Here is a 13,384-nt window from a genome sequence, read left to right on the forward strand (position 1 = left end):
ACATGAGCCGTATACGAGGCCCGTACGTACGGTTCTGTGAGAGGGATGAGGCGCAAGCCTCACCCTACTCGATATTTGTTTTTAACCCATAAATTTTGATGTTTTTTATAGCCAAAAAAGTCGAAAGGTTCCCAGAAGCTTGGCACTAAATCATCTACTGCATCTGGCGTGAAATTATTTGAAAGTTGGCTCATTATTTCGCCGAGCCTGTCTTTACCTATACGCATCAGCTTCTTTCTATTAGCGGGGAAGTACAGGTTTCTGCTTTTCGGGATGACTTCTTGTTCACCACTGGTGACATATTTTTGGTTTCTTGTTACCACTTTACATAGTGGCTCCGCCGGATGTTTAGGGTTTAGGCCAATAACAATGGCACATTCGTATTGGTCTTTTTCTTGGCCTTTTTCGTTTTCTGGTATAAAAGTAACGCCAAAGCCTTGAGGAAAATAGCCCACCAGGTCTATAAAGTCTTGCGCCAATTGTTTGTTCAATGCACCTTTCTTCGCCAACTGCTCAATAAGCAAATAACCTTTAGGCAAACTCATTCGCGAGTAATCGGATTTGGTAGACAGTACAATAGAAACGTAAATCTGAGGGATTTTGACTATTTCGCCTAGTCCCGTTTTCGAAACAAACGCATCTTTAACTATGCTTTGTAGAAAATTATTCGCTTCTTTATGCGTGAGAACAAACCTATCTCTCTCTTCTTTGTTATTTCCTACGTAGCTGGGGAGGCCTAATCCATCAACGATGTATTTGAGCGTAAAATGATAGTTGAGCTTAAGTAGGTCCTTTCGCTGTGATTCTTCAAGTAAGCGGAATTCATCAAGCGTGCCATTTTCACCTTTTAAAATGGTTAATGCGGCAGGGCTTTGTAAGCCGATATCCTGTAATAGCGCGGCAGTGATAAGAGGACGGCCCAGCTCTACTTTCCATTTGTCGTGCCAGTAACGGTTTCCGCGAAAGCGAGAAGAGGCCTCGCGATATTTTGAGAGGTACTTGTGGGCGATAGTATCGTGCTCTAAGAGTCTATCGACTAATCGCAATGTTAAAACGGCTTTGTAGAGAGGTTTGAAGCGCATATGAACACGAGCAAAATTACCCTCAGGACCTCGCGTTAGCAACATAATTGTGCCCAGAAGTTTCGCACTTAGCTGCTGTGTTTCTTGCCAGTTATCACCTTCGCAAAGCTCAATGATTTTAGTGCTTACAGCGCCCAGACGCTCTAACCTTGCTAAACGCTCTTCTTTAAGTTTCTCTGAGCTATTTTTTATTTGTTTGGTAAGCTGTTCAGCTAAGACTTCTTTATTTTTATTCCCCTCAATTTTTTTTAATTGGGCTTTTAAGTCTTCGATATGTTGTTCAAGCGCAGGCGTAAGAGAAAAGTAATGGCGTGCATCCTCGAACACAGAGCCATAGCCAGACTCTTGAGGATATATCATATTGATGAGTTGTTTTACTTGTTGCGTGTAAATACTATCGGGGTTTTGGCTTTGTGCGCTCACCGTAATCCTTTCAAATGATGCTGCGAATTGACATTAAATGGTTATGGTCAACTCGAGACAGTTTAGCGGGCGCACGTCTTATTTTACAACATGGCCTAGCTCTACTGCTTCACGTTTCTTCAGTTGACCTAAATGATACCGTAATTTTTCACTAATTTTGGTATTTCTTTTAATAACATGGAGTTGCGGCCACGACGCTCGTTCTCCGCTAACAATCAATTGTTCAATACTGTCTCGGGTTGGATTAGACAATACTTGCGATAAATTTCTAATTTGACGTTTGGGCAAAATATTGATGTTGCCGACGTACTGCTGATCAATAATAGAACGAACTTTATGAATCGCCAGTTTGGCCTCTTTATTTCCTGTGAGCCGCTCAATAATATCAATGGCAAAGATACTGTTGGTTTTAGCAAGCTGTCCAAGATGGCGAGCTGACATATCCCATAACGAGTTCGGATCGATACGATTAGAAGAAATAAACGGTACGGCAAGGGGGTTGGTCTGACTTACTATGCTGTGATTGACACCGTATAGCCGTGCGAGACGTTCATACGGAAGGTCTGCCATCAGTGAGCCATCGGCAAAACGACGGTTAGGGATATAAGGCACAATGTCGCCGGCGGGTGTTTTAGCGCGCAGTTGTACTGGACTATAAATAACAGGAACGGCGCAAGAGGCACGTACCGCCTGCGTAATGATCGCGTTAGGTGAGGTTTTAGCATTTAATAACCGAGAATGCTGGTGTAAATCGGCGGGAGATACGGTTACGGTTATGTGCCGCCCTGTTTTCTTGAACGCTTCTTCAAAGGTAGTAAGGTCAAAGAGTTCTATTAATGCATTCTCAAGCACGGAGCTATCGAATAAGCCTTTTTTCCCCAAACCTGCAAAACTTCGCCAGTGCTTAAATGTTTCATAAATAAATTCAGCGCTCAACGCTTCCAACAACTGGTCGTGATTTCGCGTGCCTAGCATGGCAGCAATAATTGAGCCGGCACTTGAACCTGAGACAACGGTGGGCAAAAGGTTTTTTTCGTTAAGTGACTTTACAACACCAGCATGAAAAAAGCCTAAACCTGCGCCACCAGATAACATCAGGCAGCTACGGCCAAACGCATGGGCAGTTTCTTCAAAGAAAGATAACTTTTCGTAAAAATCTACCTGTTGTTCATCAGCGTGGAAAATTTGCTCTAGCGCAAGGGTAACTTCGTCAATGAACTGCTCAATTAAATACTTGGTGCCCACTTTACAGTGCAAAATGAGTAATGGATTGGCAATATTGCCCAAGTTGCCGTGAAGCCCTTCGTGAAGAATAGACATCAGGGCGTGAATATCGCCTTTTCCCCTGGCTAACTGAAGTCGCTGAACTCTTTTGCGGATAAGCTTATAATCGTAGTCATCACTAGCGTCTTCTGCTTTCCACTCTTGTGCACCAGATAGCGCGTCGTGTGCTAAGCACGCAGCCTCGAACTCATCGTAATTGCTCGCATGCTCAATATCATGTTCAAGCTTTTTTAACCGCACGTCGAATACTGCCATGAAGAGTACCTATTAAGTTTAACTTCGGCCGAGAGACCTTCGAACATTCGCCTTGTCTACATGCCGCGATACCGCTTTAAAAACGGGTAACAATAATATTTAAGTCCTTAGATTCGTGCACAGTATCAATACACGCCGCGAATGCTAATCTTCCAACATTACTGACTAAGTCTATTGGCTAAAGTTAGAAACCACTACCTAATACAAAAAACATTCACACTAACTTCTTACTGGCGAAAGTCACAAACCTTACTACTTAACTTTCTTTTCACAGCTAACGTTTAGACTTTCATTTGCTTGTCTTCAATCAACAATTGGCAGTAATTTCACTTTTTACGTTGACCAATTCATAAGCACTCAGTAGCCTGACAAAGAGAATAATAAATCGGACACTAGTTCGCAGTATGGAATGGAATGTTGAAACACTAAGCCTGCTATCAATTCCTTTAATTAGCGCTATCGTTGGATGGCTTACAAATTATTTGGCGGTAAAGATGATGTTTTACCCCATCGAGTTTGTTGGCATAAAACCTTTCTTTGGCTGGCAGGGGCTTATCCCCGCAAAGCGTCGTCAAATGGCAGAAATTGAGGTTGAGCTGGTTTTAGGTAAATTGCTGAGCGTTGAAGAATTAGCACAGCGCTTGGACGCCGATGAGCTAACGAAAGCGATCGAGCGTCGCTTGAGCCAAGTTATCCGTAAGGTGATCAACGACGTTATGGCAGAGTCGGCTCCCCAGTTATGGGCAGCGTTGCCCGTAAAGGGTAAAAACCTGGTTTATCAGCGCATAGAAAACGACATTCCTAATGTTGTTCATAAAATGGTGGACGACTTCCAACACAACGTATCTGAAATTTTAGATATCAAAGAACTTGTCGTAGAGCAGTTAGTTAATGCGCCTGAGCTAGTTAACGAAATCTTTCTCACCGCAGGCAGCAAAGAATTTCCATTTATCGTGCGTTCAGGGCTTTATTTTGGGTTTTTTATTTGGCTTACCGACAATGGTGTTCTGGTACCTTTTTCAAGCCTGGTGGATATTACCTTTGGGCGGTTTACTCGTGGGGTATGCCACCAATTGGATCGCGATAAAAATAATCTTCGAGCCCAAACGACCCAGAAAAATTGGCCCAGTCACAATTCAGGGAATGTTTTTAAAGCGCCAAAAAGAGGTGTCAGAAGTTTACTCGGCCATTATCGAGAAAAAGCTGATTACGCCCAAAAATATTACCCATGTTATTTTACATGGCTCGGGGTCGGCGCAGCTTCTAGAGCTTATTGAACTTCACGTGAATGACGCCATTGAACGTTATGTGGCTATAGCGCAGCCTTATTTTGCGCTTGGCGTTGGCTCTGAAAATTATCATCAGATGAAAGCGTTAGCGGTCCGCCAGATATTCGATAACTCAGACAAATATTTGTTGTATGCCTTCGATTATGCCAACAACGCGCTGCAGGTTGGGCACGATTTAAGTGAACGAATGCAGGCGCTGAGCGTTGAAGAGTTCGAAGGCGTATTGCGACCAGCCTATCAACAAGACGAATGGAAACTTATAGTGACCGGAGCGATTTTAGGTATGTTGGCAGGGGGCGCACAGCTATATTTTGTGTTTATGTAGCTAACGAAAACCTCTCAAATGGGCTAACTTATGAAAACTGCGCAAAAAATTTTACTCACCGCGCTTACTTTGTTTAACGAACACGGTGAGAATACCGTGACCAGCGTAGATATTGCGCTTGAGTTAGATATTAGCCCCGGAAATCTTTACTACCACTTTAAAGGGAAAGATAGCCTTGTCAGTGCGTTAATGAAGATGCATGAACAACAAATGCAGAAAGTACTCAACCGCGACAAACTCAATACGCTTCACCCAGAAGAAATCATGGTCTACCTATATCTGCTCATCGATAGTATTCACGTATTTCGCTTTTTCTATCGTAGCCCAGCAGATCTGGCGGAAAAATACCCCGCAATAGTGCGACCTCGTCAGCACATTATCACCCGTTTAAACAAACAGCTGGCATTTCTGTTTGACTCGCTGTCCCAACGGGACATGTTAATTGCGTCAAAAACGGACAGAGCGCTGCTGGTAGATTTGATCTCTTTGATTATTACTCAATCTTGCCAGTTTGATGAGCTAAACAGTCATATGGATAGCACAATGCAGCGCTATCATGCACTCTCGCTTATGATGGTAAGTGTGCTGCCTAGGTTGGCACTGTCAGATGAGCAAAAAAAGCAGTTAGAACAAATCCTTAATTCTCAAGATTTTGTGAGAGGTTCTGCTACTCACTCGCCCCTCGACTTCGCTTAAAGGAATAAAAATGGCAAAAACGCTCAGTTTCTTAGATAAGTCATTTTGGATAACAGAGTCTGACGAGAACCCCAAACACGTTGCGTGCTTGCAGCTTCTCGCATTGCCTGAAGGAGCAAAAAGCACTGAGTATGTCCCCAATTTGTTTCAAGAAATAAGAAGTTTTGCTCGTGCTACATCACCGTTTAACTGTGCGGTAAAAACAGTATTGGGCTATCCAATAGGCTTTGCGCCGGTAAAAAAACTGAACATGGACTATCACGTTCAAATTCACAAAGTAGCTGATGTTACTAACAGAGAAGCCTTGGATGGGTTTGTGGCAAGACTTCATGCTTCGCGTTTAGACCCTGACAAACCGTTGTGGCAGTACCACTTTATTTTTGATGAAAACAGCGACTCTTTTGCCATTTACGCAAGAGTACACCACATGTATGGCGACGGTGCCACGCTAGTGCGTTGGTTTCAATCAGGGTACGTGTCTCATTCCCATGAATCTAAATTCACCCCAGTATGGGCACTTAAGCGGCTAAGAAACAAACGACGGGAACCCGCAAGCTTTTACAAGCGCTTAGTGGGAGTGGGTTATGCGCTAAAAACGGCATTCGATCTCTTAATTATTTTTATCCGCATTTTTATGAAGATACTAAGAGTTAACCCTCACTATATGCCTATACCGTTTACCGGCACTAAAACCGTGCTCACAGGGCAAGTTAAGGCCGGTCGGGCAGTGGCTACAATGGATTTAGATTTTAAGCGCGTAAAAGCGTTAGCCCGGCGCACCCGCTCCACGGCAAATGAGGTATTACTTTGTGCGTTTGACATTGGTGTTCACAAACTGCTTCAAGACCACGGTCAAGTATTTAAAAAAGCGCTCTTTACTAATATGCCCATTAATTTGCGAAAACCGGGTGAGAAAACCACTGGGAACAAAATTGCGATAGTCCCGGTTCAACTTGCCCACGGCGAAACCGACCCTTACCTTCGTTTACGCCAAATTGTGGTGAATCACCGCATTGTGAAACATGCAGCACAGCACGCCCGTCCGGCAGCATTTAGCGGCTATACCATCGTTATTCAATCACTAGCCTTGGTTTTTGAATGGCTCAGGCTATCAAGCGTGGTAAAACCGATAGCAAATATACTCATATCTAGTGTCCCCGGGCCTAAAGATTTTCGCTATTTAAAAGACGCCAAGCTATTAGCGTGTTACCCCATTTCCACCATGACACCGGGTGGCGGTGTCAATATCACGCTGATGACATACGCCGGAACGGCGAATGTTGGCTTGGTGTGCTGCAATAAAAATATTGAATCCTTGCAGCCCCTAGCTCGCTACGTAGAAGAAGCTTTCGATATGCTTGAAGCCAGTGTTGATAACCCTAGGCTGAATATAGAAGATATTGGTGAGCAGGTGGATACGGTACCGGTCTCCATAGTCTCAGACCATTAGTCATCCGCTAAAACAGTACTATTGACGTAGATAAAAGCGTAAAACGCCTTCTTCTACCCGAACGTTTTGGCCGAGTTTAGAAAAGAGAACCTCGCGCCAGTGGTTATCTCGCATGGTATGAGTTAAATCTTTTTGAGTAATTTGCTTTTTTAACGCGCTGTCAATGTGTGGAACGTGATAGTCCAGCACCGCTTGCTTTGAACCTGACAGATAGAGTGTCAAATAATCAGCCGCCATGTCGGATGTGCCTGCGCTAAATAAGGAAAGCGCTGATTTTAGCGGCCCACCAAGCAGACTATTAACACTTTTTGGAAAGAAACGAGTGAGTAAAAATTGGGTGTCTTTAATTAAGGCGTAATCATCGTTCACTAGCGTTACGCTATCGGTGGTAAGTCCGGTAAGGTATAGCGTACTCATGTTTTTGTCGTAAACCGGTGTGGCAGAAAGGGTAAATACGACGTGAGCGCGATAAATAGTGGTAGCGGCTACGTCAATTTTTACCGCTGACAAGCACTGCAGCCCAATTCGATTGCTTTCATTGTCTAGCGTCACCTTGCCTTCAAGGACGGATACGGTGCCGGCCCCGATAGGGATTTCGAAAACAAAGGTATAGGGAAAGCTATCTTTTACAAGGGCGTTAAGCTCAGCTTTAGTAAAATCGTCGTGGGTAAGCTTGCCCAGTTTCACAAGCCATTGTGCTAGGTATACTTTGCATTTGTCTTTAAACGATAAGTTATTGGTCAAGGTGTATTCTTAGCCTAATTTTGCTAGGCAGTGGCTTGTAACTAGACAGTTTAACGTAGTGTAGATACCGATTTTCTACTTAAGTTATCAGGATTGTTAGATTTTTTAAATCTTACCATTTAAATCTTTTCTTGATGAAACAATGTTTGCTAATCTGGTCATACCACAACGTTTTATTAACATTTATTTGGTTTCGGCTTAAGGAGCTGGCGAAATGAGCGAAGTACTCAGCAAATACGATTACATCATTATTGGTGGCGGCTCAGCAGGTGCGGTGCTTGCCACGCGTTTGTCTGAAAACCCTGCGCTGGATATTTTGCTACTGGAGGCTGGCTCGAAAGATACTAACCCACTTATACACATACCGTTTGGCTTATCGATACTTAGTCGCTTTGAAGGTATTGGCTGGGGGTACCACACCGCCCCGCAAAAAGAGTTGTACGACCGAGAGTTATTCTGGCCTCGCGGCAAAACGTTGGGCGGCAGTAGTTCAGTGAATGCCATGTGTTATATTCGAGGGCAAAAAGAAGACTACGACCGCTGGGCAAGTGAAGAGGGCGCTGAAGGTTGGTCTTTCGATGACGTATTACCCTACTTCAAACGTTCAGAAAACTTTGAAGAAGGGGCGGATGAATTTCATGGAACTGGTGGACCGCTAAACGTGAGTAAGCTGCGTCATACTAGCGTTTTGTCTGAAACCTTCAAAAATTCCGCTTCGTTTGCTGGCTATAAACAGCTTACTGACTTTAACCGCGACGACCGCGAAGGGATCGGCTTCTATCACGTCACTCAAGCTAACGGTCAGCGCTGCTCAACCGCGAAAGGGTACTTAACCCAAGCTAAGCATCGCAATAATTTAACCGTGCTTACCAAGGTCGCAGCAGAAAAAGTGCTGCTAAAAGAAGGGCGGGCCATTGGTGTTCAGGTGCGAGAAAAAGGCGCGGTAAGTCGCTATTTTGCTAAAAGCGAAGTCATCCTATGCGGCGGTGCGATTAATTCACCACAACTTCTGATGCTATCGGGTATCGGCCCAAGAAATGAGCTAGAAGATAAAGGCATTTTTGTACACCAAGATTTGCCGGGCGTGGGGCAAAACTTACAAGACCATTTAGATGCGATTGTTCAATATACCTGTAAGGCCAGAGAAGGCTATGCGGTGGCACTTGGCGCGTTACCCTCTTATGTGAAAGCCACTGCCGACTATGCGTTCAAACGAAATGGCATCTTTTCATCGAATATCGCAGAAGCAGGCGGTTTTGTTAGTTCAAGTTTAGCCTCGCAGGGGCCAGATATTCAATTTCACTTTTTACCGGCGATATTGAACGACCATGGTAGGCAACTGGCTTTTGGTTACGGCTATGGGCTGCACGTATGCTGTTTGTACCCAAAAAGTCGCGGTACTATATCGCTTCAAAGTAATCACCCGGCTGATCAAGCGCTTATCGATCCAAACTATTTATCCGCCGCTGAAGATCAACAAGTAATGATTGAAGGCGTGCGTATAGCACGAAAACTACTTTCCGCCCCCGACTTTGATAGGTTCCAAGGAAGCGAACTGTATCCGGGAGAGGAAGCGCAATCCGATGACGAAATTCTAGAGTTTTTAAGAGAGCGAGCCGAGACCATCTATCATCCTATCGGTACCTGCAAAATGGGCAGCGATGACGACGAAATGGCGGTAGTGGATAATCAGTTACGGGTTCGCGGTGTGGCCGGTTTAAGGGTTGTGGATGCCTCGGTAATGCCAAGCTTAATCGGCGGCAACACCAACGCACCTACCGTTATGATTGCAGAGCGCGCTGCGGAATTTATTAAAGCGGCGCACGAGGGCCAGCCCGTTTCTATTGGAAATGCGGAGTCGGCGTAAAGCTAATTAGTTTTTTGCATAAAAAGGTCGGCAGCACAGTCGCACATTTCTTCGATGTGGCTGCTGTCGGCATAAATACCGTCTATCAACAGTCTGGCAATACCATGTAACGTGCCCCACGTAACCTGGGCTAAACGAAGAGCATTTTGATTATTTGGCAGCAAGCCTTTTTCTTGCCAATAGCGTGTCATAGTTACCTGAAACTGAAAACACGGAAACGCCACTTCTTTAAGGTCGCTTGTCGCAGCTTGGTTCTGCCAAATAGTGCGACCAAACATGAGTTCATACATTTCGGGGTTGTCGGCGGCGTAGCCGATGTACTCGTGAACAAACTCACGAAAACGCGCTTGCGGTGTTTTGTCTTCTTGCTCAAATATACGCTTGGCCGTTGAATGCCAGTCGCTAAACCCTTTTGCCGCGATGGCGCTTAACAAGGCGCTTTTATCTTTAAAATGATGATAGGGTGCAGTTCGCGAGACTCCGGCGTCTTCTGCCAGTTTTCGAAGGGATAAACTATCAACACCGTGCTGAGATAACCGCGCCGTGGCGGCTTCTAACAGCGCACTTCGCAAATCGCCGTGATGATAGCTTTGTACTGCATTAGCCATATATCAAATGTGTCCGTTTTCAAATTAAGCCGAATAGATAACGTTTTATCTTGACAGTGTCAACATAGCCTTTTATCTTGACGCTGTCTAGTTTGCAAATTTGTTAACAGGAACAGCCCAAGGAGACAGCGCAAACCATGAAGTACTCTACATTAGAAATAAAACAAGAGGGCCATATTGCCCACGTAGTACTTAACCGCCCAGATGCAATGAACAGCATGATCCCTGAATTTTGGACAGAGCTGCCAGCGGCTATTCGTGAAATAGATGATGAAGCCAATGCCCGCGTTATTGTTATTTCATCTACAGGAAAGCATTTCTCTGCCGGTATGGATTTATCGGTGTTCCTGAACATGAAAGAAGATTTTAAAGGCGACCCATCGCGCAGAGCAGAACGCATGCGCCGTATGGTTATGCTGCTACAAGATAGCTTTACCGCCATTGAACAGGCACGTATGCCGGTTATTGGGGCGGTTCAAGGTGGGGCTATCGGTGGTGCGGTAGATTTGCTTAGTGCGTGCGACATGCGTTATTGCACTCAAGATGCTTTTTTCACCATAAAAGAAACCCAGTTAGGCATGACGGCAGACGTAGGCACCCTTCAGCGACTGCCTAAGCTTATTCCTATTGGTGTTGTGAAAGAACTGGCTTACACCGGGCGTAACTTTGGTGCCGCAGAAGCGCAGCAACTCGGTTTTGTAAATAAAGTTTTTGACGACCAGGCTTCAATGCTAGAAGCCGTAATGAAATTAGCTCAGCAGATTGCGATGAATTCGCCACTAGCGGTTTCAGGCACCAAGACGATGATTAATTACGCAGTCGAACATACGGTAGCTGAAAGCTTAACGTACATGGCCACATGGCAAGCGGGAATGTTCCAAATGGAAGATGTGTTTAAAGCTATGGAAGCACAGAAAACAAAAACGTTGCCGGAGTACCCGCCATTGCATCCCGCTATCAAAAAAACTGAATTCATAGGTTTAGGTTTGAAAGCGCGCTAACTGCGCAACGGTGGTAGCCGATGGTCGCCTTTTTACTATAAGGGAAGGTGAACGCTGGTGCGCAACTCAAACCTACACACGTATTGTATGTAATTAGTGAAATCATAACGCGCCTTCAGAGAAAGAGCGCATTAGATAAAAATATTTAAACAGGCTTTTTAACGGCTTTTACCAAGCCAAAACGACTTTCAGGAATGTATCATGAATCAGACCGTTACCGATCATCCCGTTTACCCTCATTTATTTCGCCCGTTAGATTTAGGTTTTACTACTCTTAAAAACCGCGTTCTGATGGGCTCTATGCACACGGGGTTAGAAGAGTTACCCGACGGCCACAAACGTATGGCGGCCTTTTATAGCGAACGTGCCAGAGGCGGCGTAGGTCTCATCGTCACCGGTGGTATTGGGCCAAATGAAGAAGGCGCTACGCATCCGTCAACGTTTCGTTTAGACACCGACGAAGCGGTTAAAAACCATAAAGAAGTGACAGATGCAGTGCACATTGCTGGTGGCAAAATTTGTATGCAAATTCTGCATACGGGTCGCTATGCGTATAGCCCTAAGCTTGTGGCACCTTCTGCAGTACAAGCGCCTATTAACCCGTTTAAGCCTAAAGCACTTGAGGCTGAAGAGATTGAAAAGCAGGTTGAAGATTTCATTACTGCAGCGACCCAAGCTCAGCGCGCGGGATACGATGGCGTTGAAATCATGGGGTCTGAGGGCTATTTCCTTAATCAGTTTATTGCAAAACGCACAAATCACCGTGACGATGAGTGGGGCGGCGAATATGAAAACCGCATCCGCTTGCCTATTGAAGTCGTGCGCCGCGTGCGCGAGGCTGTAGGTAAGCACTTCATCATTATCTACCGCTTGTCGATGCTTGACCTTGTTGAAGGTGGTTCTACTTACGAAGAAGTAGTACAGCTTGGTAAAGAAATAGAAAAAGCAGGTGCAACTATCATTAATACCGGTATTGGTTGGCACGAAGCGCGTATTCCAACCATTGCCACCAAAGTACCTCGTGCGGCATTTACGTGGGTTACCGCTAAATTTCGCGAAGCGCTTTCAATTCCGGTTATTACGTCAAACCGTATTAACACGCCTGAAGTGGCTGAAGAAGTGCTGTCTCGTGGTGATGCTGATATGGTGTCTATGGCCCGTCCGTTCTTGGCTGACCCTGACTTTGTGCGCAAAGCGCAGCAAAATAAAGCCGATGAAATCAACACGTGTATTGGCTGTAACCAAGCCTGCCTTGACCACGTATTTAACGGTAAAATGACTAGCTGTTTGGTAAACCCCCGCGCCTGTCACGAGCTGGAAATTAACGTAAAGCCTGCTGAGACGAAAAAGCGTGTTGCGGTAGTGGGCGCAGGCCCAGCAGGATTAGCCGCGGCAGTGACGTCTGCCGAGCGCGGTCACGACGTTGTGATTTACGATGCGTCTAGCGAAATTGGTGGCCAATTTAATATTGCAAAACAAATTCCGGGCAAAGAAGAGTTTTACGAGACGCTACGTTATTTTAAGCGTCAAATTGAGCTTCATAAAAACATTACGCTTAAGTTGAATACTTATGTTGATGCGGCTGCGCTAAACGATGAAGGTTTCGATGAAGTGATGATTGCCACGGGTATTAAACCACGCACGCCAGCGATTGAAGGTATTGAGCATGAGAAAGTACTGACCTACATCGAAGTGTTAAAAGAAAAGAAACCTGTTGGCAATAAAGTTGCCATTATCGGTGCTGGCGGCATTGGTTTTGATACGGCTGAATACCTGTCTCATGGTAAGGAAACGCCAAGCCAAGACATTCCTGCGTTTATGAAAGAGTGGGGTATTGATATGACCTTCTCGGCCCGCGCAGGTATTGAAGGGGTTAAGCCGCAGCCAGAACCGTCGCCAAGAGAAATTTTCCTCCTTCAGCGCAAGACCACAAAAGTTGGCGCGGGTTTAGGCAAAACAACGGGATGGGCGCACCGCGTAGGCTTGCTAGCCAAAGGCGTGACCATGATCCCGGGCGTAAGCTATGACAAAATTGATGATGAAGGGCTACACATTACGGTAGAGGGCAATAGCCAAGTATTGCCGGTAGACAACATCATCATCTGCGCAGGACAAGAGCCGATGCGTGATATCGTTGAAGGCTTAAACATGCCATATCACCTGATTGGCGGTGCCGACGAAGCGTTAGAGCTTGATGCAAAACGGGCCATCGACCAAGGCACGCGCGTGTGCGCAGCGGTTTAATTTATAAGCTACAAAACGTTAGCAGTGTAAAACGCTAGCATAGTAGAAAGCGCTTCAGTATGAAGCGCTTTTTTTGTTTGCCCAGCGAAGCTGGCAAACCCGTCAGGTTGAAAGAA

At 45.3% G+C, this 13,384-nt stretch carries 9 protein-coding genes and 1 pseudogene; 6 read left to right on the forward strand and 4 right to left on the reverse strand.

The genetic code is table 11. The features are described 5' to 3' along the window. Positions 1 to 59: 59 nt before the first annotated feature. Entirely contained in the window at positions 60 to 1,505 is a 1,446-nt protein-coding gene (locus tag ACX5J7_RS01105) for a hypothetical protein (protein ID WP_498705790.1), read from the reverse strand. 78 nt (positions 1,506 to 1,583) lie between these two features. Further along, positions 1,584 to 3,044 (reverse strand): DUF3336 domain-containing protein, encoded by a 1,461-nt coding sequence (locus ACX5J7_RS01110; protein ID WP_012518882.1) that lies wholly within the window; start codon positions 3,042 to 3,044, stop codon positions 1,584 to 1,586. 404 nt (positions 3,045 to 3,448) lie between these two features. Between ACX5J7_RS01110 and ACX5J7_RS01115 the strand changes: the two are divergent. From ACX5J7_RS01115 to ACX5J7_RS01125, 3 genes and pseudogenes are all read left to right on the forward strand, one after another. Continuing rightward, positions 3,449 to 4,658 (forward strand): annotated as a pseudogene (locus ACX5J7_RS01115) (DUF445 domain-containing protein). A gap of 30 nt (positions 4,659 to 4,688) precedes the next feature. Next, positions 4,689 to 5,354 (forward strand): TetR/AcrR family transcriptional regulator, encoded by a 666-nt coding sequence (locus ACX5J7_RS01120; protein ID WP_012518880.1) that lies wholly within the window; start codon positions 4,689 to 4,691, stop codon positions 5,352 to 5,354. A gap of 10 nt (positions 5,355 to 5,364) precedes the next feature. Beyond that, complete coding sequence (locus tag ACX5J7_RS01125) at positions 5,365 to 6,804, forward strand: wax ester/triacylglycerol synthase domain-containing protein (protein ID WP_012518879.1); 1,440 nt, start codon at positions 5,365 to 5,367, stop codon at positions 6,802 to 6,804. 18 nt (positions 6,805 to 6,822) lie between these two features. Here ACX5J7_RS01125 and ACX5J7_RS01130 read toward each other — a convergent pair whose 3' ends face one another. Further along, entirely contained in the window at positions 6,823 to 7,548 is a 726-nt protein-coding gene (locus tag ACX5J7_RS01130; protein ID WP_012518878.1) for a DUF1439 domain-containing protein, read from the reverse strand. Between the two features lie 214 nt (positions 7,549 to 7,762). Here ACX5J7_RS01130 and ACX5J7_RS01135 point away from each other — a divergent pair, with 214 nt between their 5' ends. Next, the gene (locus tag ACX5J7_RS01135) at positions 7,763 to 9,415 is read left to right on the forward strand and encodes a GMC family oxidoreductase (RefSeq protein WP_012518877.1); all 1,653 of its coding nucleotides are present in this window, start codon (positions 7,763 to 7,765) and stop codon (positions 9,413 to 9,415) included. Positions 9,416 to 9,417: 2 nt separating this feature from the next. On the opposite strand, the gene ACX5J7_RS01140 is transcribed toward ACX5J7_RS01135, so the two are convergent. Further along, positions 9,418 to 10,023 (reverse strand): TetR/AcrR family transcriptional regulator, encoded by a 606-nt coding sequence (locus tag ACX5J7_RS01140; protein ID WP_012518876.1) that lies wholly within the window; start codon positions 10,021 to 10,023, stop codon positions 9,418 to 9,420. Positions 10,024 to 10,160: 137 nt separating this feature from the next. Here ACX5J7_RS01140 and ACX5J7_RS01145 point away from each other — a divergent pair, with 137 nt between their 5' ends. After that, complete coding sequence (locus tag ACX5J7_RS01145) at positions 10,161 to 11,024, forward strand: crotonase/enoyl-CoA hydratase family protein (protein ID WP_498705794.1); 864 nt, start codon at positions 10,161 to 10,163, stop codon at positions 11,022 to 11,024. Between the two features lie 201 nt (positions 11,025 to 11,225). Then, the gene (locus ACX5J7_RS01150) at positions 11,226 to 13,268 is read left to right on the forward strand and encodes an NADPH-dependent 2,4-dienoyl-CoA reductase (protein WP_020746188.1); all 2,043 of its coding nucleotides are present in this window, start codon (positions 11,226 to 11,228) and stop codon (positions 13,266 to 13,268) included. Positions 13,269 to 13,384 lie beyond the last annotated feature (116 nt).

The sequence above is a fragment of the Alteromonas infernus genome (assembly GCF_902705815.1).

What these genes read in the sequence shown, in the direction of transcription:
- ACX5J7_RS01110 (WP_012518882.1), bottom strand. Translation starts at nt 3,044, where the DNA reads ATGGCAGTATTCGACGTGCGGTTAAAAAAGCTTGAACATGATATTGAG.
- ACX5J7_RS01120 (WP_012518880.1), top strand. Translation starts at nt 4,689, where the DNA reads ATGAAAACTGCGCAAAAAATTTTACTCACCGCGCTTACTTTGTTTAAC.
- ACX5J7_RS01125 (WP_012518879.1), top strand. Translation starts at nt 5,365, where the DNA reads ATGGCAAAAACGCTCAGTTTCTTAGATAAGTCATTTTGGATAACAGAG.
- ACX5J7_RS01135 (WP_012518877.1), top strand. Translation starts at nt 7,763, where the DNA reads ATGAGCGAAGTACTCAGCAAATACGATTACATCATTATTGGTGGCGGC.
- ACX5J7_RS01140 (WP_012518876.1), bottom strand. Translation starts at nt 10,023, where the DNA reads ATGGCTAATGCAGTACAAAGCTATCATCACGGCGATTTGCGAAGTGCG.
- ACX5J7_RS01145 (WP_498705794.1), top strand. Translation starts at nt 10,161, where the DNA reads ATGAAGTACTCTACATTAGAAATAAAACAAGAGGGCCATATTGCCCAC.
- ACX5J7_RS01150 (WP_020746188.1), top strand. Translation starts at nt 11,226, where the DNA reads ATGAATCAGACCGTTACCGATCATCCCGTTTACCCTCATTTATTTCGC.